The following is a 25,153-nucleotide window of genomic DNA, read 5'->3' as shown; positions in this document are numbered from 1 at the left end:
GTTAAGACGCGGAGATTAATGGAGATCAGGATGTACACGATCTCCTTCGACGTTCCGACCAAGACGCTCACCATCGTCACCGAGGGATTCTGGTCGGTCGCAACGACCGCGGCGTTTTCCGCCGAACTGCTCGCGCGCGGCACCGCGGCACGGCTGTATCACGGCCGCTTCGTCGTGCTCGCCGACCTGCGCAAGGCTGCGATCCAGCCGTTGAAGGTGGTCGATGCCCTCGAAGCGATGATGCCCAAGGCGCTCAAGGTGACGTCCGCGCCGATCGCGGCAGTGGTCGCATCGCATCTCGCCAAGCTCCAGACCGAGCGCTATCTGAAAGCCGAGAACTGCCGGACCTTCCTCGACATCGACGAGGCGAAAGCGTGGCTGGCGCGCGACAGCCAGGCCGCCTGACGGGGATCAGTCCTGCGGGGCGGTTTCCAGCAACGCCGCCTCGACCTCCTCAACCGTGATGCCGAACGCGCCGGCGAGCCCCGACACCGACGCGCCGCGATCGGCGAGCGTGCGGATGCGGGCGGTGTCGACGATCGTCTTGTAGCTGCGCGTGTCGCGGTCGGTCTTCGACTCGGCGCCGCTGCGGGCCAGCGCGCCCGAGCGACGGCGCTTGGAGATTTTCAGCGCCTCGACATCGTTGGTCGGGGGCGCATCGAGCCGCGCCTTGATCCGCTGATCCTCTTCGATCCGGCGGCTTTCGCGGGCACGTTCGCGCTCCTGGGACTGGAGATCACGTTGCGCGGCGCGCGATTCGGACCGCTGTTCGGACGCGGCGAGCCGTTCCTTCGCGCGCTGCTCGCGGCCGTTGGCGCGTTCCTCTGCGCGCTTTGCGGCACGGTCGGCGGTGCCGGGCATCAGCGGCCCCGTTCCCCTGCCGCCGCTCGGCCAGCCGTCGGTCATGTCTAATCCTGTCACCGATGCGCCGTACGACGCGGAGGCGCGCTGCTAGGCGATGGCGGTGCGGGTGACCAGGGGCCTAACGATCCTCCCCCGCCAGGCGGAGGTGTCGCCGCAGGTGACGGAGGGGGAGGACACGGAACGGCGGTTCGCGCATGCCTCCCCCTCCGTCAGGCTGCGCCTGCCACCTCCCCCTTGCGGGGGAAGATCGAGCGTCAGCCTCATTCACCGCTTACGCGTCCGCAGTTTCCAGCGCGGGGTAGTCGATGTAGCCCTCGGGACCCTGGCTGTACCACGTCTTCGCATCGTCCTTCGCGAGCGGTGCGCCGGTGCGCAGGCGCTCGGGGAGGTCGGGGTTGGCGATGAACGTGCGACCGAAGGTGATCGCGTCGGCATTGCCCGAATCAAGCTCAGCCTGTGCCTCCTCGACCGTCGTGTAGTCCGAGTTGACGACCAGCACGCCGTTGAAGACCTTGCGGATCGCCGGGCTGAGCTTCGGCACGTCGGTGCGGCCGAACGTGCCGTCGGGGCCGGGCTCGCGCAGTTCGAGGAACGCGATGCCGAGATCGGACAGCATCTTCGCGGCGGCGGTGAACAGCGGCTCGGGATTGCTGTCATCGACACCCTGCGACTCGCCGTTGGGCGACAGGCGCACGCTGGTGCGATCGGCGCCGGCGACCGAGATCACGCGCTCGGCGACTTCGCGGAGCAGGCGGATGCGGTTCTCGATCGAACCGCCATACTCGTCGGTGCGCAGGTTCGCGTTGTCACGCAGGAACTGGTCGATCAGATAGCCGTTCGCGGCATGGATCTGCACGCCGTCGAAGCCGGCCGCGAGCGCGTTCCTGGTCGCCAGCTCGTAATCGTTCAGCAGGCGCGGAATTTCGTTCAGTTCGAGCGGACGCGCGACTTCGAAATCCTGCTTGCCCTCGAACGTGTGCGCCTGGCCTTCGGTCCGGGTCGCGGACGACGAGACCGGCTGCGTGCCGATCACCGACGAATGGACCTGACGCCCCATGTGCCAGAGCTGCGCGACGATCCGGCCGCCAGCGGCGTGGACCGAGTCGGTGACGGGCTTCCAGGCGGCGACCTGCGCATCGGTCCACAGACCCGGCGCGAACGGCCAGCCGAGACCTTCGCGGCTGATGCCGGTGGCCTCCGAGATGATCAGGCCGGCGCTCGACCGCTGCGTGTAATACTCGACCATGATGTCGGTCGGCACGGCATCCTTGTCGGCACGCCCACGCGTGAGCGGCGCCATGAGGATGCGGTTCGGCGCGTCGACGGCGCCGATCGTTACGGGATCGAAAAGGCTTGGCATGGAGACTCCTTAATGCCTGACGGGCGGAAGATAGGAGGCTACACGGCCGCATGCATCGCCCTGACCCGCAAAGATTATCTAGCCTGCCCGATACGGCAACCGATATGGCGGGCGCGGTTTCGCCGGCCGCTCCGGGGCTGATCGCGTTCGCCGCGCTGGTCGTCGCCAACGTCGCGCTCGCGTTCGGACCGTGGTTCGTCCGCGCGACCGAGGTCGGGCCGGTCGCCGCAGGGTTCTGGCGGCTGATGCTCGCGATGCCGTTCCTGATCGCGCTCGCGGTCCAGCAGGGCGCACGCCCGACGCGGTTGAGCCGCGGCGTATGGATAGGGTTGATCGTCGGCGGCGTGTGCTTCGCCGCCGATCTCGGCAGCTGGCATCTCGGTATCCGGCGGACGACGCTCGCCAATGCGACGCTGTTCGGCAACGCGGCGACGCTGATCTTCCCGATCTACGGCTTCCTCGTGGCCCGGACCTGGCCGACGCGGACGCAGGGCTGGGCGCTGGTGCTGGCGGCGGCGGGCGCGACGTTGCTGCTCGGGCGATCGTATCAGCTCGACGCGAAGAACCTCGTCGGCGATCTGTTCTGCATCCTCGCGGGGCTGCTCTACACCGTCTATTTCATCCTGATGGCGCGCGCGCGGGCGACGCTCGCGCCGCTGTCCGCGCTGACGCTGTCGACATTGGCGGGGATCGTGCCGCTGCTGGTGTTCGCGCTGGCGATGGGCGAGCGCGTGATGCCTTCGCACTGGGGCCCGCTGATCGGGCTGGCGCTGTGCAGCCAGGTGCTGGGGCAAGGCCTGATGATCTACGCGCTCGGCCGCTTCTCGCCGCTGGTGATCGGGATCGCGCTGCTGATCCAGCCGGTGGTTGCCGGCGTGGTGGGTTGGCTGGTGTATGGCGAGCGGCTCGGCGCGGCGGATCTGGCCGGCGTCGTGATGGTGGCGGTCGCGCTGGTGCTCGTCCGCCGGGGACCTCCCCCGGAAGTCCCCCTTGAAGACACGCTTGATACGCCTGATTTTGAACGGCAGGAGACGGTATGACCCAGGACCTTACGCTCGACGAAATCCGTGCAACGCTCGCGCCCGGTATTGCCGCCAATGCGGCGTTCGACGGCTGGAGCGATGCCGCGCGCGACATGGCCGCGGACGGCGCGGGGATCGACAAGGACGTCGCCGCGCTCGCGTTCAGGCACGGCCCGGTCGAGATGATCGACGCGTGGTTCGCGCATATCGACGGCGTCATGCTCGCCGCGGTGCCGCCCGAACGACTCGCGTTCATGAAGGTCCGCGAGAAGATCACCGCGCTGATCGAGGCGCGACTCGACGCGACCTCGGCGGACCGCGAATCGTTGCGGCGGGCGCTGGCGATCCTCGCGCTGCCGCAGAATCTGGCGAAGGCGACGCGGCTCGGCTGGCGGACGGTCGACACGATCTGGCACGCCGCCGGCGACGTCGCGACCGACTATAACCACTATACCAAGCGGACCATCCTGCTCGGCGTGTACGCCTCGACGGTCACGGTGTTTCTCGACGACGAAAGCGAAGGCCTCGCCGACACCCGCGCGTTCCTCGCCCGGCGGATCGACGGGATCATGCGATTCGAGAAGGCCAAGGCGGGGTTCCTCAAGCGCACCGAGCATGGTTTCAGCCTGTCGCGATTCGTCGGTCGGCTGCGGTACCCGACGGCTTGAGGGCGGTACTCCATCCGGTCATTTTTGCCCGTCATCCTGGGCTCGACCCAGGACCCAGAGCCACGAACGCCGTCCTGTTTGGCTCTGGGTCCTGACTTTCGTCAGGATGACGACGTGGTGGCGTTCGCTGGATCGGCTAGGGGCTTTCCTTGACGGTCGGTTACTGATAATCACTCGCATCATGGACACTCGCCCCGATCGTTCCGTCAGCCTCGAAACGCTGCCTCGCAAGCAGCACGCTATTGTTGCGGCAATCGAGTGGGCGCGACTCGCCGGGCCAGAAGCACGTCGGTTGCGCGAACTGGGCTTCGACGAGGGTGTCGATGTCGAGGTCCTGCACCGCGCGACTCTCGGCCAGGGCCCGATCGCCTGCCGGATCGGCCGCATGACCGTCGCGCTGCGCCGGGCCGTCGCGGGCGCGATCCACGTCTCGCCAATGCCTGCCGCGGCTGAATAATCCCATAAAATGAACGCAGCACCGCTGGTTGCGCTGGTCGGCAATCCCAATGCCGGCAAGAGCGCGCTGTTCAACGCGCTCACCGGTGCGCGGCAGAAGGTCGGCAATTATCCCGGCGTGACGGTCGAGCGGAAGGTCGGGCGGCTGATGCTCGACGACGGCCGGCCGATCGAACTGGTCGACCTGCCCGGCGCATACAGCCTCGAACCCTCCTCCCCCGACGAGCGAGTCACCCGCGACGTCGTTACCGGCACGCAGGACGGCGAGCGCCTTCCCGACGCGCTGGTCGTCGTCGTCGATGCCGCCAATCTCGACAACCATCTCCGCTTCACGCTCCAGCTGATCGCGCTCGGCCTGCCGGTCGTGGTCGCGCTCAACATGGTCGATCTTGCCGAGCGCGACGGGCTGAAGCTCGATCCCAAGGTGCTCGAACGCGAACTCGGCGTGCCGGTGATCCCGACCGTCGCTGTGCGCAAGCGAGGCCTCGACGAACTGAAGGCCGCGCTGTCCGGCATCGTCGTCAATGGCCCGATGCGCCTGCGCAAATCCGACGGCAGCGTCCAGGACGATATCGTCACGCTCCAACGCCGTGCCCGCCAGATCGCGACGTCCGCGACCGTGTCCGAGACGCAGGTCCGCCGCTGGACGCACATGCTCGACGCGGTCGCGCTGCACCCGGTCGCCGGGCCGATCCTGCTGCTCGCGATCATGTTCCTGATGTTCCAGGCGGTGTTCAGCTGGGCGCAGCCGTTCATGGACGCGATCGACGCGGGCTTCACCGCGTTGCAGGGGTTCATCACCGCCGAAATGCCCGATTCGCTGCTCCGCTCGCTGCTGGTCGACGGCGTGATCAAAGGCGTCGGTGCGGTGATCGTGTTCCTGCCGCAGATCCTGATCCTGTTCCTCTTCATCCTCGTGCTCGAGGCGAGCGGCTACATGGTCCGCGCCGCGTTCCTGATGGACCGGGTGATGGCGAGCGTCGGGCTCTCGGGCCGCGCGTTCATCCCGCTGCTGTCGAGCTTCGCCTGCGCAATTCCGGGCATCATGGCGACGCGGACGATCGACGACGAGAAGGACAGGCTGACCACGATCCTGATCGCGCCGCTGATGACGTGTTCCGCGCGCCTGCCGGTCTACACGCTGATCATCGGCGCGTTCATTCCCAACACGAAGATCCTGCCGTTCGTGGGGCTTCAGGGCATCGTCATGCTCGGCCTGTACGTGATGGGCATCGTCGGTGCTTTCGTCGCCGCGCTGGTGCTGCGCCGGACGGTGACCAAGGGCGTGTCGTCGGGCTTCATGATGGAGATGCCCAAATACCAGTGGCCGCAATGGCGCGACGTCGGCATCGGCCTGTGGAGCCGCGCGCAGATCTTCCTGAAGCGCGCCGGCGGGATCATCCTGACCTCGACGATCATCCTGTGGGTGCTGCTGAGCTTCCCCAAGCCACCCGAGCAGCCCGCTGGTGCGCCGAAGATCTCGGCGGTCGATTATTCGGTCGCCGGGCGCATCGCCAACGGCATCGCGCCGGTGTTTGCGCCGATCGGTTTCAACCGCGACATCGTTCTCGCGCTGATCCCGGCGATGGCCGCGCGCGAGGTCGCCGTGGCGGCGATCGGCACGGTCTATGCGATCGACGATCCCGAGAGCAACCAGGGCGGCAAGGCGATGGTCGAGAACCTGCGCGGCCGCTGGAGCCTGCCGACCGCGCTCGCCTTCCTGATGTGGTTCGTGTTCGCGCCGCAGTGCATTTCGACGATCGCCGTCACCCGCCGCGAGACCAATGGGTGGAAATGGCCCGCCTTCATGGTTGGCTATTTGTTCGCCGCCGCCTACATCATGGCTGGCATTACATACTGGCTGGCGGTGTTCGCCGGCCTCTGAGGGGCATCATGGCAGGCAGCGTCAACAAGGTCATCATCGTCGGCAATCTGGGTCGCGACCCGGAGAGCAAGGCGTTCCAGAACGGCGGCAAGGTCGTCAATCTGCGCATCGCGACATCCGAGTCCTGGAAGGACAAGATGTCGGGCGAGCGCAAGGAAAAGACCGAATGGCATTCGGTCGCGATCTTCAACGAAGGTCTGGCCAACGTCGCCGAGAAGTATCTGCGCAAGGGCAGCAAGGTCTATATCGAGGGCGCGCTCCAGACCCGGAAGTGGCAGGACGCGCAGGGCCAGGACAAATATTCGACCGAGATCGTGCTGCAGGGCTTCAACAGCGTCCTGACGATGCTCGACGGTCCTAACGGCGGCGCAGGCGGTGGTGCAGGCGGCGGCGGCGGTAGCCGCGGCGGTGGCGACGACTGGGCCGGCGGTGGCGGCGGCAATGACTTCGGCGGTGGTTCGTCGAGTGGCGGCGGCGGTTACGGCGGCAGTGGCGGTGGTCGCGGCGGTAGCGCACCCTCGGGTGGCGGCAGCGGTGGCGGCGCACGCGGCGGCAGCTTCGGCCAGACCGGCGGCTTCTCGGACGATCTCGACGACGACGTGCCGTTCTGATCTCGATGACGACGCTGCAGTATGCCCCGCCCCTCTCGTTCGACGAGGCCGAGCGCTCACGCGTGATCTCGGCCTACGACGTCGCGGGCGCGCGCGCCAAAGGCCAGCTCGACGATATCGTGGCGTTCGCGGCGGAGCTCTGCGACGCGCCGATCGCGTTGCTGAGCCTGGTCGAGGAGGAATATCAGCGCTTCCTCTCGCGCACCGGCACCGATCTCGAGCAGACGCCGCGCAGCATGTCGTTCTGTGCGCACGCGATGCATCATCACGACGTGATGGAAGTGCCCGACGCGCGCGCGGACCCTCGCTTTACCGACAATGCGCTGGTGACCGGCGCGCCCTTCGTACGCTTCTATGCGGGGGCGCCGCTGGTTTCGAGCGAGGGCGTACCGCTGGGATCGCTGTGCGTGCTAGCGCCGGATGCGCGCGAGGGGCTGACGCGGTTCCAGCGCGACGGCCTGACGTTGCTCGCCAAGGCGGCGATGGGGCGACTCGACGATCGCCGCACGGCGCGCGAGCAGGCCTTTGCCGAGACTGAGGCACGCCGCGTGCTCGAGGCGAGCGACCTGAAGTTCCGCACGCTCGCCGACACGATGCCGCAGATGGTGTGGTCGACGCTGCCCGACGGCTTCCACGATTATTTCAATGCGCGCTGGTATGAATTTACCGGCACGCCCGCGGGGACGACCGACGGCGAGGGCTGGAACGACATGTTCCATCCCGAGGATCAGGATCGCGCCTGGTCGGTCTGGCGGCACTCGCTCGAGACCGGCGAGCCGTATAATATCGAATATCGGCTGCGGCATTGCGACGGCACCTATCGCTGGGTGCTGGGCCGGGCGCTGCCGGTGCGCGACGAGGGCGGTGCGATCCAGCGCTGGTTCGGCACGTGCACCGATATCCACGAACAGAAGCTCGCCTATGAAGAGCGCGAGATCATCAGCCAGGAGCTGAGCCACCGCATCAAGAACATCTTCGCGGTGATCGCCGGGCTGATCGCGTTTTCGGCGCGGGGGAAGCCGGAGTTCGCGGGGATCGCGACCGACCTGCGCCACCGGATCACCGCTTTGGGCCGGGCACACGACTTCGTCCGCCCGCACAGCGCCAACTCGCGTCCATCGGCGGCGCAGAACAGCCTGCACGGGCTGTTGCAGGAGTTGTTCGAGCCGTATCAGCGCGCCGACGGCGTCCGCCTCAGCGTGACGGGCGACGACGTGGCGATCGACGATCGCTCGGCGACGCCGCTGGCCCTGCTGTTTCACGAACTGGCGACCAACGCGACCAAATACGGCGCGCTAGCAGCCGAACTCGGCACCGTGAGAATAACCGTGACGGCGAACGACGAGACGGTCGCGCTGAACTGGTGCGAGGACGGCGGCCCGACGGTCACGAAGCCGACGACGCCAGCGGGCTTCGGCACGCAGTTGATCGAGATGAGCGCCGTGCGTCAGCTGGGTGGCAGCGTGACCCGAACCTGGAACGACGACGGCCTGATCGTCGACCTGACGATCCCGAAAGCCGCGTTCAGCCGTTGACGACGCGAATGACGTCGTCGTGCGCGATCGGCTCGTCGTTGCAGGCAAGCGCCGCGGCAGCCAGGATCGCGGCATCGCTGAACGGCTTGCGGATATAGCCGAGGCACTCCGCGTCGCCGATCTGCGCGGGGTTGGCGGTGACGAACACGACCTTGACGCCGTAATCCTGCGCCATCCGCCTGGCGATCTCCGGCCCGGTCGGTCCGTCGCGCAGGTTGATGTCGACGAACGCGAAGTTGCAGCCCGGTGCCGCCGCGATCGCACTGTCGCGATCCGCGGCGATCCCGGCGACGCCGTAGCCGGCATCCATCAGGATTCGCTCGAGATCGAGCGCGACGAAGATTTCGTCTTCGACAATGAGGGCGGTCTTGGTCATCGGCGAAGTAACCAGTCGCCAACCGATCGGTTCCGCCAAATCGGTAATTTGGATCAACGGCTTGTCCCGATATGGCCCGATTGTCGCACCGTTCTGCAATCGATTACCGTCGCAGCAGGAACACCGCGTGCTCGGCGAGCAGGTTGGCACCGCCCGCGCCGGTGCGCTTGTCGCCCGACAGGAACCACGCGTCCTCGACCGTGATCCCGCGCGCCTTCACGAAGCTGCGGAAATCGTCGATCGTGACGTGGTGGATGTTGGGCGTGTCGTACCAGCTCTCGGGCAATTGCCGCGTCACCGGCATCCGCCCACCCCACAGCAGCGACAGCCGCACGCGCCAGTGCGCGAAATTGGGGAAGCTGACGAACGCGCGGCGGCCGATCCGGAGCAGGTGATCGAGGACGAGATCGGGCGCGCGCGCGGTCTGCAGCGTCTGGCTGAGGATGGCGTAGTCGAAGCTCGCGTCGGGATAGCCGGCGAGGTCGATATCCGCGTCGCCCTGGATCACCGACAGCCCGCGCGCGACCGCCGAGGCGACGTTGCGCGCATCGATCTCCAGCCCGCGCGCATCGACGTCGCGGGTGTCGCGCAGCGCCGCCATCAGCGCGCCGTCGCCACAGCCGATATCGAGCACGCGGCTGCCTTGCGCGACGTTCTCGGCGATGACGGCGAGGTCGGTGCGTAAGGTCATGGTGCGGTCCGCAATTGCTCGGCCAAGCCCGGGGCGAGGCGTTCCATGTAGCGATCGGGGCGCACGAGCGAATGGAAACCAAGGTCCGCATACACGCCGTGCGCGTCGGCGGTGACGAGGCCGAACCTGCGCAACCCGGCGAACGACGGGTGATCGAGGAACCAGCTGACCATCCGCCGCCCGAGCCCCTGCCCGCGCACCGACTCGTCGACCCAGACGTCGGCGAGCCAGGCGAAGGTCGCGTGATCGGTGATCATCCGGGCGAAGCCGACCTGCGCGTCGTTCTCGTAGGCGCCGAGGCAGTGCGAGCCGGCGATCGCGCGCTCGACCAGCGAACGCTCGATGCCCGGCGCCCAGTAGCTGCTCGCCAGCCAGCCGTGGATGCGGTCGATCTGCAACCTGCCTGCGTCGTCGGACAGGATGACCGTCATCGCCCGGCCCTCAGGAAGCCGTCGACGACGCGATTGAGGTCGGGGGCTTCGAGCAGGAACGCGTCGTGGCCGTAGGGGCTCGACAGCTCGACGAAGCTGACCGGCGCGCCGGCTGCGTTCAGGGCCTGGACGATCGCGCGCGATTCGGCGGTCGGGTAGAGCCAATCGGTGTCGAAGCTGACGAGGCAGAACCGCGATCTGGTCGCACGGAAGGCATTTGCGAGCAGGCCGCCATGCTCCTCGGCGAGATCGAAATAATCCATCGCGCGCGTGATGTAGAGATACGAGTTCGCGTCGAACCGGTCGGTGAAGGCGAGCCCCTGATGGCGCAGATAGCTCTCGACCTGGAAATCCGCGTCGAACCCGAAGGATTTTGCGTCGCGCGCCTGGAGGCGGCGGCCGAACTTCTCGGTCAGCCCTGCCTCGGACAAGTACGTGATGTGCGCCGCCATCCGCGCGACCGCGAGCCCGGCGGTCGGCGCGTCGTCGTCATGATACTCGCCGCCACGCCAGTTCGGATCGGCCATGACCGCCTGCCGCCCGACCTCGTGGAAGGCGATGTTCTGCGCGGTGTGGCGCGCGGTCGAGGCGATCACGACGCACGCCTTCACGCGGTCGGGGAAGGTCGCGGGCCAGCTCAGCGCCTGCATCCCGCCCATCGATCCGCCGACCACCGCGTGGAGCACCTCGACGCCGAGATGATCGAGCAGCATCGCCTGCGCGCGCACCATGTCGCGGATCGTGATGACCGGGAAGCCCATCGCCCAGGGGCGGCCGGTCGCGGGGTTGATCGTCGCGGGGCCTGACGTGCCCATGCAGCTGCCGAGCACGTTGGCACAGACGACGAAGTGGCGCGCGGGATCGATCGGCTTGCCCTCGCCGACCATGCGCGTCCACCAGCCGGGTTTGCCGGTGCGCGGGTGGTGCGACGCGACGTGCTGGTCGCCGGTGAGCGCGTGACAAATGAGGACGGCGTTCGAGGCGTCGGCGTTGAGATTGCCGTAGGTCTCGTAGGCGATGTCGACCGGGGAGAGCTGCACGCCGCCGTCGAGCCTGAGCGGGCCGGGCAGCGTGACGCGGCGGGCGAGGCCGAAGCGCTGGTCGGTGCTGGTGCTGGTGCTGGGGTCGATGGTCGCGGGGTCGAGCATGACGCGCGCTACCATAAGCGGTCGCGAACATGCCAGCGTGGCGGTGCGTCCTGCGTGGGTACGAAGGCAGGCCATCTCGATCCTCCCCCGCAAGGGGGAGGTGGCTGGCGCTTGCCAGACGGAGGGGGCGGAAGGGAAAACCGCTGTTGCGCATCCTCCCCCTCCGTCGCTTCGCGCCACCTCCCCCTGGCGGGGGAGGATCGTTTGGGCCGTCCCCCCCTCTGTGACCCGTCATCGATCCCCCCGTGCTCCGTCCCGTCCTGCTCCGTCATCCTGACGAAAGTCAGGACCCAGAGCCATGAACGTCACCGCTTGTTACCCTGGGTCCTGACTTTCGTCAGGATGACGGGAGAAGGGTGGGCCTGTCGATCTTTTGCCGATGATCGCACGCATCGCCCCCCCACCCCCACGCACAAAGATTTGCCACTGCGCCACCGGGCCCGCTATGTCCCGCGGCCATGACACACATCACGCCCGCCCCTGCGCCGAAGCCCTGGATCATGGGGATCGCGCCGTACACGCCCGGTCGTTCGACGACCGACGATGGCCGCACGGTGATCAAGCTGTCGTCGAACGAGAATCCGCTCGGCACCAGCCCCGCCGCCAAGGCCGCGTTCGATGCCGCCGACCGGACGCTGGAACGCTATCCCGATGCGGGCGCGGTCGAGTTGCGCGAGGCGCTGGCGGCGCATTACGACCTCGATCCGGCGCGCGTGATCTACGGCACTGGCTCGGACGAGATCCTGCACCTGGTCGCGGGTGCCTATGCGGGCCCCGGCGACGAGATCATTCAGGTCCGCTACGGCTTCGCGGTGTACGAGATCGCGACGCGCCGCGTCGGTGCCGAGCTCGTCATCGTCGACGACCGCGACTATGCGACCGACGTCGACGCGATCCTCGCCGCGGTTACCGAGCGTACGCGCGTCGTCTTCGTCGCCAACCCGAACAACCCGACCGGCACGTTCACGCCGCGCGCGGAAATCGCGCGGCTGCATGCGGGGCTGCCGAAGTCGGTGCTGCTCGTGCTCGACCAGGCCTATGCCGAATATCTGTCGCCGGAAGAGGACGATGCCGGCCTCGCGCTGGCGATGACCGAGGCGAACGTGCTCGTCACGCGGACCTTCTCGAAGATCCACGGCCTCGCCGCCGAGCGGATCGGCTGGGGCTATGCCTGCGCGCCGATCATCGACGCGATGCACCGCATCCGCGCGCCGTTCAACGTGACGACCGCAGGCCAAGCCGCCGCGGTCGCCGCGATCGGCGACACCGCTTTCGTCGACGCGACGCGCGCACATAACGACACGTGGCGCGGCTGGTTCGTCGAGCAGATCGGGCAGATGGGCAATGCGGGCTTGCGCTGCGTGCCGTCGAAGGCGAATTTCGTGCTCGTGCTGTTCGAGGGCAAGCTGACCGCCGACGCCGCGTATCACGGGCTGATGGACGCGGGCTACATCGTCCGCTGGCTGCCCGGCCAGGGCCTGCCCAACGCGCTGCGCATCACGATCGGCACCGAGGCGGAAACGCGCGGCGTCACCGCGGCGCTGCGTACGTTGGTCGACAACGCCTGATGCTGCCGTTCGCGCGCGTCACGATCATCGGGCTGGGACTGATCGGCTCGTCGGTGGCGCGCGCGGTACAGGAAGCGATGCCGACGGTCCGCGTGACCGGCTACGATGCCGACGCGACCGTGCGCGACGCGGCGGACCGGTTGCAGTTCTGCGATGACGTTGCCGGTTCGGCCGGCGCGGCGGTGATCGATGCCGACCTCGTGATCCTGTGCGTGCCGGTCGGCATCATGGGCGAGGTCGCCGCCGAGTTCGCGAATGAACTCCCCGCCGATGCGGTCGTCAGCGACGTCGGCAGCTGCAAGGCCGAGATCGTCCGCGCGCTGACCGAGGCGCTGCCGAACGCCACCGTCATCCCCGCGCATCCGGTCGCGGGCACCGAGCGGAGCGGCCCCGAGGCCGGGTTCGCGACGCTGTTCCGTGGTCGCTGGTGCATCGTCACGCCGCCCGAGGGCGCCGATCCGGTCGCGGTCGAGCGCGTGTCGGAATTCTGGCGTCGGCTCGGCGCGCAGGTCGAGACGATGGCGCCCGAGCATCACGACCGCGTCCTCGCCGTCACCAGCCATCTGCCGCATCTGATCGCCTATACGATCGTCGGCACCGCGGGCGATCTCGAGGAAGTGACGCAGTCGGAGGTCATCAAATACTCGGCCGGAGGATTTCGCGACTTCACGCGGATCGCGGCGTCGGACCCGACGATGTGGCGCGACATCTTCCTGAATAATCGCGAGGCGGTGCTGGAGATGTTGCAGCGTTTTTCGGAGGATCTGAGTCATCTCCAGCGGGCGATCCGCTGGGGTGACGGCGATGCGCTGTTCGACCTGTTCACGCGGACCCGGGCGATCCGGCGGAGCATCGTCGAGCAGGGGCAGGACGACGACGTCCAGGATTTCGGGCGGACGCACGGGTGAGGGCTGAGCCCGCGCCGTACCGAAGAATGCCACCACCCCGGCGAAGGCCGGGGCCCAGTTGGGAGGTCGGCGTAACGACGCGCAACGCCTATTAGCGACGTCCCCCAACTGGGCCCCGGCCTTCGCCGGGGTGGTGACCGAGTGGTGGTCGACTGTCGGTGCTAATCGAGCGCGTTCATCGCCGCGTGGACGCGCTGCTCGGCCTCCTCGCGTGGGAGGCCGGGCGGGATCACCTCGCCGAAGCGGAAGGTGATGATGCCGGGCAGCTTCGGGCCCTTTTTCGGCCATACCAGTCCGCTGTCGCAGGCGATCGGCACGGTCGGCATCTTCAGCGCGCGGTAGAGCCCGGCGAATCCCGGCTTCAGCGGCGGATGCTCGCCCGGTAGAACGCGCGTGCCCTCGGGGAATATCAGGATCGAGCGGCCGGTCGCCTTGGCCTCGCCGGCTTCGCGCATCATGCTGCGGAGCGCCTTGGCCGAGGCTTCGCGGTCGACGACGATCGCACCGTATTTGCGCGCGGCCCAGCCCCAGGCCGGGATATCGGCGAGTTCGCGCTTCAGCACGATCGCCGGGCCGTCGAGCAGGGCCTGCAACTCGAGCGTCTCGAACATCGCCTGGTGCTTGCACGCATAGAAAGCGGGTTCGGTCGGGCGGGTCCCCTCGATCCGGATATGCACGCCGAGGATCACGCGCGCGCACCAGCGGTGGAAGCGCGTCCAGATCGTCGAATGTACGATCACCGCGCGGGTCCCGAACAACGCGGAGATCGGCACGGTCACCACGATCGGCACCGAGATCGTGTAGAAAACGAGCATGAAGGCCCAGTTGCGCAGCCAGATCATCCGCCAAATCCAATCCACAACGCGATCCGGCGAAGGATCAACTTGTTATATTCATTGACGAGCGTGCCCAGCCGCGGCGTACCCCCGACGCCGTCGCCGAGAATCACGACGTCCTTGCCGAGCGCCGCCGACAATTCCATCCGCGCGCGCGCCAGATGCCAGTCGGAGGTCACCAGCCGGACCGAGCGGTATCTGTGGACACGCACCCACCGCGCGGTCTCCTCGGCATTGGAGCGCGTGTCGACCGCGTCGCCGCCGAGATCGATGCAACAGGCGAACAGCGCCGGCGACGTGCGGTATTCGAGCGCGAGATCGATCGGTCGCACGCCCGGCGCAACGCCGGTGACGAGCATCCGCCGCGCCTGGTGACGACGCAGCAGGACGATGCCACGATCGATTCGCCCCGCCCCGCCGGTCGGCACGACGATCGCGTCGGTGGTGACACCGTCGAGCGGCTCGGGCAGCATCAGCATGAACAGCGCGAACCCGAACGCCCAGGCCAGGCCGAACACGCCGAAGAGGCGGACGATCATGCGACGCTCCTCACAGGATGCGCCGCAACGCACGGACGACCGTGACGCGCGCCGAGAGTGTCGCGAGCAGCACGAACGCGAGCGGCAGGCAAAGCAACAGGCCCCAATCGGTACCGGACAGCGTCACGCCGCCGATCAGTTCGGAGCCGAGTCCGTGCAGGCGCATGCCGATCGCCCCCACGACCAGCAACGCCGCCACGCCGCCGCCGATGCCGCCGATCGCCGCATCCAGCGCGATCCGCCGCTGGAACAGCCGCGCCACCTGGACGTCGGTCGAGCCGAGCATGTGCATCACCTCGATCGTCGCGCGGTGCGTCTCCAGCCCCGCGCGCGCGGCGAGCACGACCACGGCTGCGGTCGCGCTCGCCATCAACAGCACCAGCGCGAGCGCGAGCAGGGTCATCGACCGCATCACGCCGCTGACCGGGGACATCCAGCTTTCGTGCCGGTCGACGCGGACCAGCGGGCTCGATCGACGCACCGTCTCGGCGATTCGGGAGACGGCGGCGTCGGTGCGATCGACCAGGTCGACGTCGATCATCGCGGGCACCGGCAGTTGCGGATCCGCGCCGTCTTCACCCATCCAGGGTGCCAGCAGGCGGGTCAGCTCGGCGCGATCGACCGCGACCGCCTTCGCCACGCCGGGCATCGTCTTCAGCCGGGCGAGTATCTGCGCCGCAACGGCGTCGCGACGGACCGGATCGCCGCTGACGACCTGCACGGTGAGCCGCCCGCCGAGCTGCCGTTCGAGCAGCCGCGCGGCGCCGGCGGTCGCAAGCCCGAGCGCGGCGGCGAGCATCGTCAGGAACAGCATGATCGCCATCACCCACGTCATCGCGCGCAAGCCGCCGACCTCGTCGAGGACGCGGCGTTCCGCAGGGCGGCTCACGACCATATACTCATGACCGGACCCTCATGAATCCGGCCGCGTCGGGGGATAGCGGAGCGAGCCGGTCGGATCGATCAACCGGCCACGATCCAGCCGCATCATCTGCGCACCCGGGATCCGGCTCAGCAGGTGGAAGTCGTGCGTCGCGACGACCACAGTGGTGCCGAGCTTGTTGAGCGATTCGAACAGATGCAGCAGGCGCTCGGCCATGTCGGGATCGACGTTGCCGGTCGGCTCGTCCGCGACCAGGATCTCCGGCCGACCGATCACCGCGCGGGCGATCGCAACGCGCTGCTGCTCGCCGCCCGACAGCGTCGCGGGCCGCGCCTCCGCACGATCGCCGAGGCCGACCCAGGCGAGCATCTCGCGCACCGGCTGGACGATGTCGGCCTCGGGCATGCCGGCGACGCGCAGTGGCAGCGCGATATTGTCCCAGGTCGACAGATGCGGGACGAGCCGGAAATCCTGGAACACCACGCCGATCCGGCGACGAAACCCCGGCAGGCGATCGCGCGCGAGCACCACCGCATCCTCGCCGAACAGCCGGATGATGCCGCGCGTCGGGCGCTGCGCGAGATACAGCAGCTTCAACAGCGAGGTCTTGCCCGCGCCGCTCGCACCGGTGAGAAAATAGAACGCGCCGCTGCGCAGCGTGAAGCTCACGTCGCTCAGGGTCTCCTGACCCGTGCCGTACCGAAGACCGACATTTTCGAACTGGACGATATTCGCCATGACGTGGTTGCGTCCGCTCTCGCCCGCTTATGCCCTGCAACCCGCTTTCGCATGAAAGCGCGCGCCGCTTCAAGCTTGCCACGCGAGGCGGGGGCGTGCTTATTCGTCGCGATGAACGGCCGCGCTCCGGTGGCCGCTGGTGAAGCGTATCCATGATCCTCCAATGTCCCGAGTGCAGCACGCGCTATCTGGTGCCCGACAGCGCTATCGGCACCGACGGACGCACCGTGCGATGCGCGAATTGCCGGCATAGCTGGTTCCAGGCCCCTGCCCCCGAACCGATGCCGATCTCCGCGGACGCCATGCCGCCCCGTTCGACCCCCGCCCCGGTGCCGCCGCCGCTTGCGCCGCTGGTGCATCCACCGGTCGAGGAGTCGAACGCCGGGCCGGGCGACGGGTTCACGCTGCCGTCGTTCATGCCGCGCACGCCGACCTTCGCCGCGGCGCCCGACGCCGTCGCGCCGGAGGCACTGTTCGCTCCACCGTTCGCCGAGCCGGTCATGGCGCCGACCGCGGCGGCCGCACAGTCTTTCCGCCCGCGTCGCAACATGACGCGGCGCTGGACGATCGCCGCAGTGGCCGCCGGTCTGCTGATGCTGATCGCGGTCGGTGCGATCGTCTATCTCGGCGCGCCCGGTGTCGCCGCCAAGCTGAACCTCGGCCTGGGCAGCGAGGAGACCCCGCTGCGGCTGCGCGACAATCCGATCGAGCGGCGCGAACTCGACAATGGCTCCGAGCTGTTCGCGGTCAGCGGCCAGGTGACCAACCCGTCCGACCAGCGCCAGCGCGTGCCCGATATCCGCGCCGAACTGCGCGATGCGCAAGGGCGGCTGGTGTATAGCTGGACGATCACGCCGCAGCAGCGGACGCTGGCGCCGGGTGGCGCGGTCGACTTCAATTCGGCGACGCTGAATGTGCCGCCCAATTCGAAGCGGCTCGAACTGAGCTTCGCGGGCGAGGCCAAGCCCTGAATTTGCGGTCGATCGCATAGTTTGTCGCAAAGGGCGTTGCGCGAGCCGGAAACCCTTGCTAGTGGCGCTCGCCTACCAGATGCCGGGTTCGCCCGGTGATGTTTCATGGGCGGCCATGGCGGAACTGGTAGACGCGCAACGTTGAGGTCGTTGTGGGCGAAAGCCCGTGGAAGTTCGAGTCTTCTTGGCCGCACCATTTTTCCAGATCGAGTGAACCACCCCTTCGAGGGTCCCCCTTGCCGCGCTCGTGCGTTGGCGTGCGTGAAGAGATTTGGGCGCGCGTGAAGGATCTTGCATGAGTTCGATCGACGACACGATCATCGAGACGCCCGAGGGGCCGATGACGTTTGCGCAGTGGAAGAAGAAGAACCCGGTCCAGCTGCCGTCGCGGCGGACCAAGGGGAAGAAATTGCCCAACAAGGTGAAGCTGACCACCGACGAGAAATAGGTCGTCCTCGATCCTCCCCCGCCAGGGGGAGGTGGCGCCGAAGGTGACGGAGGGGGAGGCACGCGATGACCTCTGCTCCGTGTCCTCCCCCTCCGTCTGGCAAGGGCCAGCCACCTCCCCCTGGCGGGGGAGGATTTTGATTCATTGCCGACCCGGAGCGGAGCCGGAGCCGTTCTGCGCGCGAATCATGCGGGCCTGGAACTTCACGCGCTGCCAGAAGGTGGCGTCGTCGAGGCGCCATTGACGGATCGCCTGGGTCGCCAGCGTCTCGATCAGTGCCTCGCTGGTCGCTGCGTCCTGCTTGGCGAACTCCCGGGCAAGGTCTTCGACGCAGGGGCCGTGATCGGTAAAGTCGCGCGGCGGTGTCATCGGTGTGGCCTGGCTCGGCATCGGCATATGTCTCTCTCCCTGTTTATCGTCGGCTGCCGAACAGCGCGCGCGTGGCGCCGCCGAGAACGGGGCCGATCGTCGTCTGGTCGAATTTCAGCCGCATCGTGACGTACGGCCCCTGCCGCGTGTAGCGGTCGTCCTCGAAATCGCGGTCGCGGTAGCCCGAGACATTGTAGCCCGCGGTGATCCACATGTTCTGCGCGGGCGACACGCCGACCGACGGCCCGCCGCTCCACGACCAGGCGCCGCGCGACCAGGCATGCTGGACCGAGCCCGCCACGCCGACGTCGATCCGCGTGCCGACATCCTGGCGCAGCTCGAACCCGGTAACGTCGATATAGCCGTCGTACGTGTCGTCGGCGAAGCGCCCGGCGACGTATTTCGCACCGTAATACAGCGTCGCCTCGGTACCGTGGCCAAGCCCCTCGGGGCCGGTGCGGTAGTTGACGGCGAGGTTGTTGATCGCGCGCGTCGTCACCTGATCGCCGCCGCCATAGGCGGGCACGCCCAGCGCATTGGAGTCGGTGAACCCGGCATCGGCGCTTTCGTGGCGCAGTTCGAGGCGTTCGAGCAGCGACCAGCGGCTGTCGAGCGGGCGGAAGGCGAGCGCGACGTCGGCGGTGGCATAGGTGGCGACCGCGCCGGTCTTGTCCTTGATCGTGTACGCCTTGACGCTCGAGGCGAGCGTCTTGCCCTGCCCCAACGTGCGCAGGAAGTTGGTGGTGATCCCCCAGCGATCGCCGCTATCGGCGTTGCGATATTCGAGCCGTCCGTTCACCGACCAGCGCGCCTGGCGGTAGGTCGCGCCCAAGGTGGCGGCCGCGTAATCGCCGTTGGTCTGGTCCTGCCCGACATAGCCGCCCGAGGTGACCGGCTGGAACGCGTTGACGACCGCGCCGTCCGGAATCCGGCCCTTCAGCGTGTTGCTGGCGTCGAGGGTCCCGTCGACCGTCCAGTGCTTGCCGAGCGGCACCGACTGGCTGAGTCCGTATTGCGCATAGGTACGCGCGCCGTTCTCGCCGATTGCCTGCTGGTTGAGCGTGCTCATCAACTTGGCACCGGTCCACGGCGCGACATCGACACCGAACTGCTTGGTATGCGCGACAAAGCCGTCGCCCTTGGCGATCTCGTAGCCGCCGATCAGGCGGATGCCGGGCTTGATCCGGTAGGCGAGCTGGATCTGGTGGCGGATCGGAAAGTCGACGCTGTCGCTGTCGCCGCCGGGCGCGAACTGGGTCTGCGCGGTGACGGTCACCTTGTCGCCGAACAGCGCCTGCGTACCGCCCAGCGTCAGCAACCGGCTGTCGCGATCCTTGCCGTCCATGCCGCGATCCGACGCGTACTGGCCGCCGACGAAGATCGTCCCGGTGTCGCGGCGATATTCGATCCGCGCATCGGCGGCGGTGCGCGTGCCGGCGCTGTCGAGCTGCTGCTGGTGCCACGCGACGCCGGACAGGCTCAGCCGATCGGTGAGGTGGAGGCGACCGTCGAGCCCGAACTTGCGCGTGCCGGCCTCGACGAGGTTCTGCTGACCGACGCCGAACGCGGTATCCTGCTGGCGGGCATAAGCGAGCAGATCGAGCTTCGTGCCGTGGTGATCGACCTCGGCGAGATAGGCGAGGCCTTGTCCGAGACCCTGGCGCCCCCCCTTGGCGATCTCGCCACGCAATTCGGTGTTGGCGGTGACGCGCGCCTTGATATCGGCGCCCAGCACGGTGGCCTTGTCGACGGTCTCGTCGCGGATCGCGGCGACGCCGACCTCGACGCGGCCGTTCGCCAGCTTGGTCGCCACGCGCGCGGCGGCGGCGAGCTTCGACGACTTGCCGCCCTCGACCTCGTAATCGGCGACGATGAAGATCGGGTTCAGGCTGCTGTCGCGGCTCAGGATCGGCTGGCGGAAGCGGATCGTGCCCATCGACGTGTCGATGTCGTAATCGATGTGGCGCGTCAGCTCGGTGCTCGCGACGATCAGCTCGGAGCGGAAGCGGTCGCGCGTCTCCAGCCGCAGCTTGTCGCTGTTCGGCACGATGTCGCGCCCCGACAGGCGGTAGGGGCCGGACAGGCCGTTGCCCTGGATCTCGTCGCGCGAATACAGCGTGTCGGTATTGGCGGCGAACCCGGTCGCGCGGATCCGCTTGCCCTCGTAGGCGGCCTTGATGCCGTTGAGCGTGCGGTTGTAGCGGGTCAGTTGCGTGTCGGTGAAGCCGGTCTCGAAATCGCCGAACAGCGCGTAGAATTCGCGACGCTCGAGCCGCAGATACAGCTTCCGGCGGGTCGCGGCGTCATAACCCTGGCGCGAGCCATCGCCATAGACGGTGTAATAGCGGTCGGGATCGATCGTCCCGAGCAGGCCGCGGTCGGGATCGTATTTGCGGTCGCTGTCGTACGCGATCGTCGCCAGCCACGAACCCTTGACGCGGCCCTTGGCGTAGAAGGCGAGCTGGCCGTCGGTGACGACGCTGTTACGCTGCGCGCGCGGCAGGCCCGACTGGCGCTTGCTGAGCATGTCGTAGCCGATCGAGCCGGCCCCGAAGCCGACCACGACCCAATCCTTCTGGGATGCGGCGAGCCAGGCGCGGATCTCGTTGCTGTGGACGGTCTTCTCGTCGGTGAGCGAGACGATCGCGTGGACCGCGCCGGCCTGCGTGGTCGGCTGGAGCGCGATGAAGGCGAGGCCGTCGTCGCCGACCACCTGCGCGGTGGTCGCGGAGCGGTCACGACCGGCGAGCTGGCGGCCCTGTTCGAGCTCGGCCTCGACCGCGGCGGTGTAGGGCTGGTCGACGGCGAAGGGCACGAGCGTACCGGCGCGAACCGGGCGACCGGTCTTGTCGGTGACGCGCACCGCGAGCAGCGGGCGAGTGAGACCGTCGGCGACGAGCCGGCTGCTGGCCGCGTCGAACACCGCGCGGACGCCGATCCCCGAATAATGCACCACCCGGTCGAGCGTCTTCACGACGCTGCCGTCGGCGGCGAGGACGCGCGCCTGAAGCCGGTTGTCGCCATCAATGAGCGGGATGCCGGTCCAGCGCGAGACCGCGATGTCGGTGCCGTCGCGCGCGTCGGTGCCGTCGAACGCGAGCGGCTCGACCTGCTTGCCATTGATCGTGAGCGCGACGCGCTGGCCGGGCATATGCTTCACCACGGCACGGACGATCGGGGCGCGCGGGTTGTGATCGGCGCTGGGGAACAGCCAGTCGATACCGGGAGTCTGGCCTGCGCCGAGCCAGTCGCGGCTGCCCGCCGCGGTGGCGTCGTCGAGGATCGCGACGGGGAGCCCGGCATCGGCCGCGGCGGCCTTGCCGGTCGGCTTGAGCTGGAAATCGACACGCTTGAGCAAGCCGCCATCGCCCTCGACGAAGCGCGAGATCGGGCTGTTGGCCTGGCGCGTGTCGATGTCGCAGGCGACCGGTGCGTGCGTCGCGGGGATGCTGGACGTGTCGATCTGGACGACGTGACGCCCGGCGCGGACGCCCTCGAAATGGTACAGGCCGTCGCGATCGGTGACGACGAACGTGCCGTCCTCCATCAGCAGGCGGATTCCGGGCACGCCCTTGCGCTTGTCGACCGGATCGCCGCAATTACCCTCGGTCACGCGGCCGATGATCGTCATCGCGTCGGTGAACAGCAGCGGGCGCAGCCGTACGGAGGCGGCGGCTTCGTTGCTGGTGACGCTCCCCTGCCCTGCGACCCGCGCACGGTTGAGCGCTTCGCCGGTGGGGGCGCCGGGGGCGATGCTGACGACGTATTTCAGCTCGGTCGACGCACCCGCGGCCAGCAGCGGGATCGCGAAGTCGAGATTGCGGCCATCGCTGGAGACGGTCGGCTCGTCACCCCCGCGCGCGGAATTGCGTTCGTAGCGCAGGCCGCGCGGCAACGTGTCGGCGACGTGCAGCCCGCGCGCCGGCACCGAATCGCGGTTGGTGATGCGCAGCAGATACTGGACGAAATCGCCGGGCGCAGCTTCGCGGACCGAGGCGACCTTGGTCAGCAGCAACGTGCCCGCGCCGGGGCTGTCGAGCGGGATGTCGGCGGAGAACGGCTCGGGCGTCGACAGCGTCAGCGCACCGCCGAAGCTGGTGTCGTTGAGGATGAAGCTGCGGCCTTGCGGATCCTTGAGCGCGGCCAGCGTGGCGCGATCGACGGTGGAGGGCGCGGTGTAGGTGCCGGGCGGCGTGACCTTCAAGTAATAGCGGCCGGGCGCCGACAGCGGGAAGCGGTAACGCCCTGTTTCGCCTAGATAAATGCGCCCGCTGGCGTCGGTGACGGGCTGGCCGGTGACGACGGTGGAGGGGTAGCGGCTGGCGCCGTCGTCACCGAAGACGGTGGCCGGCGCACCTGCCTCGTCGACCAGCGACACGGTGGTGCCGTCGACCAGTGCGCCGGTCCGCGAATCGAACGTGTAGCCGGCCGGATCGATCAGCAGCGAGGCCGTCGAGGCGAGGCTGTAGCCGTCCTCGACAAAGGCGAGCTTGATCGTCGCGCCGCGCATGTTGCGGATGTCGCACGCGGCGAGTTCGGGATGCTTGCCGGTCGCGGAAGCGGGGATGCCGCCGGCGAAGATGCCGCTGTCGGCCGCGGTCTCGGTGAGGGTGAGCATGGTGTGGATCGTGCCGACATCGACGGAGATGATCGACGTCTCGCGTACCGTCGCGTCGTGATTGCCGGCCTGGTTGTCGAGCACCAGGATCATGTCGGCATAGATATCGATCGCGGCGACCCAGGGCGAAGCCGCAAACGTAGCGGCGTCGATCGGCGCTGGCGTGAACAGCAAATTGGGTGCGGTCTGGCACGTCGCGCCGGTCAGGTCGTAATTGGGCGGCGGCAGATGAAAACTGAGCGTCGTCGGACGCTTGGCACGGTTCACGTCGAGCGACACCGTGTTGGACTGCACCGTGCGTACGCCGGAGTCGCTGCCTGGACCGTCGAACGACAGGACTGCGGTATTCTGGATACGCGTCTGCGCACTCCCCTGTGCTGCAGCCGGCAGACTGCCGACGGCAAGCTCGAGAAGGGCTCCCAAAACGGGGGCGCCGAAGCGCGCAAGGGCGGGAAATCTGGGCATGAAGGGTCCTCTCCCGGCACGCGTCGCCACGCGCCGGGATCGGGCGATCCTTGTGTTCGAGGAGTGGGAGTTAGTTGACCGTCACGCGGAAGCTGGCGGCAACCGAGGCACCACCGATCAGCACCGGGATCGTCGCGGTCACCTTCTTCGTGCCGGCATTGTACGAGCCGGTGTAGGTGGTGAGCGGGATCGCCGATCCGTCGTCGTTCGCGGTGAACCCGTTCAGCACGCATGCGCCGGCCAGACCGAGGCCGCCGATCGTGATCGAACCCGGTACATAGGTGGTGTTGGTCGGGATGGTGTCGGTCAGGTTGACGTTGTTGGCGGGCACCAGCAGCGTCGCGTTGTTGACGATCAGGCAATATTGCACGATCGCGCCCGGAATCGCCTTTGGCAGGACGATGCCGGTGACCGGATCCGAGATCACGACCGAGCTCTTCGACACGGTCAGCGCGACGTTGCGCGTCGTGATTTCGTAGCCGAGCGAAGCACGACCCTGGCCGTTGTTGGCGACATCGAGCCCGAGGCCGTCCGAATCATTGTCGGCGAACACCACGTCGACGGCATTGTCGTCGTTGGCGAGGATGCTCGGCACCAGCGGGGTACCCTGCGCGGCGGCATCGCCACCCGCGGCAACCTGAGCGATCAGCGTGATGCCGGCGAGCGCGGCGGTCTGCTGGTTGGGAATGTCGGCGACGATGAACACGACCGCCGACTGATCGGCCGCGAGTTCGTTGATGTAGGTGCCGACGTCGACGCCCGCATCATAGGTGCCGTTGCCGTTCGAATCGACATAGACGTGGATGTTGCTCACGTCGAAATTGTCGCCGGTGAACAGCCCCTGGATCGGCGTCTGGCTGGTCGACAGCAGGAAATCCTGCGTACCGTTGGTGTTGTTGGTCACCTTGAACGTGGTGACCGCAGCCGCCTGGCCGATCGCGACCTGCGTGTTGGCCGGCTGGTTGGTGGTGACGGTCAGGTTGACCTTGCGATCGACCACGAACGTCGCCGCGTTCGACGTCGCCGATTGCTGGACGCCGTTGACGGTGTAGCTGGCCTGCGCGGTGTTGGTGATGGTCGTGCCGGCAGCGGTGCCGGCCGGGCCCGGCGTCTGCGCGCTGGCGGTGCCCGTCATCGTACCGATCGACACGATGGCGGCCGTACCGGCCAGCAGCGTGCGTATTACCCCTTTTGTATGCATGTCTCGGTCTTCCTTCTGCGTGATAGCGTGTTTGAGTGGTCAGGCGTGGTGGTGGGAGGAGGTCATTTCAGGACGGCCTGGAACGCGAACTGGCCTTGCGCGCCGGCCGGTATCGGGCTCGCGAGGCGCCACCGGACGCTGGTGACATCGTTGGGGCTCGCCGCACGCGTGCTGCCGTCGAGGCTGCGGACGCTGAGGGCGGCAAGCGACCCGAAAGTCTTGCCGTCGACCGAGACCTCGGGCGCAGGCGAGCCCGGATTGGCCGAGCGATAGGCGATCGAACGGGGCAGCGGGTTGGCCAGCACGACGTTGGCCAGCGGCTGTGCCCCGGTGTTGCGATAGGCGAGGACGACGATGACCTTGTCGCCCGGCGTGACCTTGGACGGCTTCACCAGCGTGACGCGGGTGGTCCCGTCGGATGCGGCGCTGCGCGCTTCGACCAGCATGCTGCTGGTGACCTGCAGCGGCCCCGCGGCAGCGGGCGCAACGGCGGCGGTGGTCGCCAGGATGGCGGCAATCATGGGACGCGTGATCATGGTAATGCTCCTCCTAAAAATCAGGG

Annotated in this window: 25 protein-coding genes and 1 tRNA gene; 12 read left to right on the top strand and 14 right to left on the bottom strand. The window is 67.9% G+C overall.

Features of this window, described 5'->3' with window-relative positions; translation table 11 throughout:
- Positions 1-30: 30 nt before the first annotated feature.
- Positions 31-405, top strand: coding sequence for a hypothetical protein (locus O6Y00_RS13795; protein ID WP_353443167.1), 375 nt, complete (start codon positions 31-33; stop codon positions 403-405).
- A 6-nt stretch (positions 406-411) separates the two neighbouring features.
- On the opposite strand, the gene O6Y00_RS13790 is transcribed toward O6Y00_RS13795, so the two are convergent.
- Together O6Y00_RS13790 and O6Y00_RS13785 are read right to left on the bottom strand one after the other, a co-directional pair.
- A complete protein-coding gene (locus O6Y00_RS13790) occupies positions 412-906 on the bottom strand; it encodes a hypothetical protein (protein WP_353443166.1) in 495 nt (164 codons plus the stop codon).
- A 229-nt stretch (positions 907-1,135) separates the two neighbouring features.
- Positions 1,136-2,224: an alkene reductase gene (locus O6Y00_RS13785; RefSeq protein ID WP_353443165.1), complete on the bottom strand. Its 1,089-nt coding sequence runs from the start codon at positions 2,222-2,224 to the stop codon at positions 1,136-1,138.
- Between the two features lie 50 nt (positions 2,225-2,274).
- Between O6Y00_RS13785 and O6Y00_RS13780 the strand changes: the two genes are divergently transcribed.
- The 6 genes from O6Y00_RS13780 to O6Y00_RS13755 all read left to right on the top strand — a co-directional run bounded on the left by O6Y00_RS13780 (position 2,275) and on the right by O6Y00_RS13755 (position 8,401).
- Positions 2,275-3,264 (top strand): DMT family transporter, encoded by a 990-nt coding sequence (locus O6Y00_RS13780; protein ID WP_435368630.1) that lies wholly within the window; start codon positions 2,275-2,277, stop codon positions 3,262-3,264.
- Complete coding sequence (locus O6Y00_RS13775) at positions 3,261-3,914, top strand: COQ9 family protein (protein WP_353443164.1); 654 nt, start codon at positions 3,261-3,263, stop codon at positions 3,912-3,914. Before O6Y00_RS13780 ends, O6Y00_RS13775 begins: the two co-directional genes overlap by 4 nt.
- 181 nt (positions 3,915-4,095) lie before the next feature.
- Complete coding sequence (locus O6Y00_RS13770) at positions 4,096-4,371, top strand: FeoA family protein (RefSeq protein WP_060526089.1); 276 nt, start codon at positions 4,096-4,098, stop codon at positions 4,369-4,371.
- Positions 4,372-4,380: 9 nt separating this feature from the next.
- Positions 4,381-6,255 (top strand): ferrous iron transport protein B, encoded by a 1,875-nt coding sequence (gene feoB / locus O6Y00_RS13765; RefSeq protein ID WP_353443163.1) that lies wholly within the window; start codon positions 4,381-4,383, stop codon positions 6,253-6,255.
- An 8-nt stretch (positions 6,256-6,263) separates the two neighbouring features.
- Complete coding sequence (gene ssb / locus O6Y00_RS13760; protein ID WP_353443162.1) at positions 6,264-6,866, top strand: single-stranded DNA-binding protein; 603 nt, start codon at positions 6,264-6,266, stop codon at positions 6,864-6,866.
- A 5-nt stretch (positions 6,867-6,871) separates the two neighbouring features.
- A complete protein-coding gene (locus O6Y00_RS13755) occupies positions 6,872-8,401 on the top strand; it encodes a sensor histidine kinase (protein WP_353443161.1) in 1,530 nt (509 codons plus the stop codon).
- On the opposite strand, the gene O6Y00_RS13750 is transcribed toward O6Y00_RS13755, so the two are convergent.
- The 4 genes from O6Y00_RS13750 to metX all read right to left on the bottom strand — a co-directional run bounded on the left by O6Y00_RS13750 (position 8,391) and on the right by metX (position 11,062).
- Positions 8,391-8,777, bottom strand: a complete 387-nt coding sequence (locus tag O6Y00_RS13750) for a response regulator (protein WP_353443160.1) — start codon at positions 8,775-8,777, stop codon at positions 8,391-8,393. The genes O6Y00_RS13755 and O6Y00_RS13750 overlap by 11 nt on opposite strands.
- Before the next feature lie 103 nt (positions 8,778-8,880).
- Positions 8,881-9,468: a methionine biosynthesis protein MetW gene (gene metW, locus O6Y00_RS13745; RefSeq protein WP_353443159.1), complete on the bottom strand. Its 588-nt coding sequence runs from the start codon at positions 9,466-9,468 to the stop codon at positions 8,881-8,883.
- Complete coding sequence (locus O6Y00_RS13740; protein WP_353443158.1) at positions 9,465-9,899, bottom strand: GNAT family N-acetyltransferase; 435 nt, start codon at positions 9,897-9,899, stop codon at positions 9,465-9,467. The genes metW and O6Y00_RS13740 overlap by 4 nt, the downstream gene beginning before the upstream one ends.
- Positions 9,896-11,062, bottom strand: coding sequence for a homoserine O-acetyltransferase MetX (gene metX, locus O6Y00_RS13735; protein WP_435368629.1), 1,167 nt, complete (start codon positions 11,060-11,062; stop codon positions 9,896-9,898). The genes O6Y00_RS13740 and metX overlap by 4 nt, the downstream gene beginning before the upstream one ends.
- Positions 11,063-11,505: 443 nt before the next feature.
- On the opposite strand from metX, the gene hisC reads away from it, so the two are divergent.
- Together hisC and O6Y00_RS13725 are read left to right on the top strand one after the other, a co-directional pair.
- A complete protein-coding gene (gene hisC, locus O6Y00_RS13730) occupies positions 11,506-12,615 on the top strand; it encodes a histidinol-phosphate transaminase (RefSeq protein WP_353443157.1) in 1,110 nt (369 codons plus the stop codon).
- Entirely contained in the window at positions 12,615-13,523 is a 909-nt protein-coding gene (locus tag O6Y00_RS13725; RefSeq protein WP_353443156.1) for a prephenate/arogenate dehydrogenase family protein, read from the top strand. Before hisC ends, O6Y00_RS13725 begins: the two co-directional genes overlap by 1 nt.
- A gap of 161 nt (positions 13,524-13,684) precedes the next feature.
- On the opposite strand, the gene O6Y00_RS13720 is transcribed toward O6Y00_RS13725, so the two are convergent.
- From O6Y00_RS13720 to ftsE, 4 genes are read right to left on the bottom strand one after another with little or no spacing between them, the layout of a single operon-like run.
- Positions 13,685-14,365, bottom strand: coding sequence for a lysophospholipid acyltransferase family protein (locus O6Y00_RS13720; RefSeq protein WP_353443155.1), 681 nt, complete (start codon positions 14,363-14,365; stop codon positions 13,685-13,687).
- Positions 14,362-14,898, bottom strand: a complete 537-nt coding sequence (locus tag O6Y00_RS13715) for a YdcF family protein (protein ID WP_353443154.1) — start codon at positions 14,896-14,898, stop codon at positions 14,362-14,364. The genes O6Y00_RS13720 and O6Y00_RS13715 overlap by 4 nt, the downstream gene beginning before the upstream one ends.
- Positions 14,899-14,908: 10 nt before the next feature.
- A complete protein-coding gene (locus O6Y00_RS13710) occupies positions 14,909-15,793 on the bottom strand; it encodes a cell division protein FtsX (RefSeq protein WP_353443153.1) in 885 nt (294 codons plus the stop codon).
- Between the two features lie 18 nt (positions 15,794-15,811).
- The gene (gene ftsE / locus O6Y00_RS13705) at positions 15,812-16,519 is read right to left on the bottom strand and encodes a cell division ATP-binding protein FtsE (RefSeq protein WP_353443152.1); all 708 of its coding nucleotides are present in this window, start codon (positions 16,517-16,519) and stop codon (positions 15,812-15,814) included.
- 152 nt (positions 16,520-16,671) lie between these two features.
- Between ftsE and O6Y00_RS13700 the strand changes: the two genes are divergently transcribed.
- The 3 genes from O6Y00_RS13700 to O6Y00_RS13690 all read left to right on the top strand — a co-directional run bounded on the left by O6Y00_RS13700 (position 16,672) and on the right by O6Y00_RS13690 (position 17,938).
- Complete coding sequence (locus O6Y00_RS13700; protein WP_353443151.1) at positions 16,672-17,490, top strand: MJ0042-type zinc finger domain-containing protein; 819 nt, start codon at positions 16,672-16,674, stop codon at positions 17,488-17,490.
- 109 nt (positions 17,491-17,599) lie between these two features.
- Positions 17,600-17,686, top strand: a tRNA-Leu gene (locus tag O6Y00_RS13695).
- A gap of 99 nt (positions 17,687-17,785) precedes the next feature.
- Entirely contained in the window at positions 17,786-17,938 is a 153-nt protein-coding gene (locus O6Y00_RS13690) for a hypothetical protein (RefSeq protein ID WP_175518116.1), read from the top strand.
- Positions 17,939-18,079: 141 nt separating this feature from the next.
- Here the strand turns inward: O6Y00_RS13690 and O6Y00_RS13685 are convergent, their stop codons facing one another.
- The 4 genes from O6Y00_RS13685 to O6Y00_RS13670 all read right to left on the bottom strand — a co-directional run bounded on the left by O6Y00_RS13685 (position 18,080) and on the right by O6Y00_RS13670 (position 25,127).
- Positions 18,080-18,334: a hypothetical protein gene (locus tag O6Y00_RS13685; protein WP_353443150.1), complete on the bottom strand. Its 255-nt coding sequence runs from the start codon at positions 18,332-18,334 to the stop codon at positions 18,080-18,082.
- Between the two features lie 16 nt (positions 18,335-18,350).
- Positions 18,351-23,390: a hypothetical protein gene (locus O6Y00_RS13680; protein WP_353443149.1), complete on the bottom strand. Its 5,040-nt coding sequence runs from the start codon at positions 23,388-23,390 to the stop codon at positions 18,351-18,353.
- A 70-nt stretch (positions 23,391-23,460) separates the two neighbouring features.
- Positions 23,461-24,591 (bottom strand): hypothetical protein, encoded by a 1,131-nt coding sequence (locus tag O6Y00_RS13675; RefSeq protein ID WP_353443148.1) that lies wholly within the window; start codon positions 24,589-24,591, stop codon positions 23,461-23,463.
- 62 nt (positions 24,592-24,653) lie between these two features.
- Positions 24,654-25,127, bottom strand: coding sequence for a hypothetical protein (locus O6Y00_RS13670; RefSeq protein ID WP_353443147.1), 474 nt, complete (start codon positions 25,125-25,127; stop codon positions 24,654-24,656).
- Positions 25,128-25,153: the final 26 nt, after the last annotated feature.

Origin of the sequence: Sphingomonas faeni (assembly GCF_040407565.1) — a bacterium.
In the GTDB taxonomy this organism is placed as follows: Bacteria; Pseudomonadota; Alphaproteobacteria; order Sphingomonadales; family Sphingomonadaceae; genus Sphingomonas; species Sphingomonas faeni_F.
Note: the sequence above shows the minus strand (reverse complement) of the source record. Positions and strands in the feature narration are given on the sequence as shown.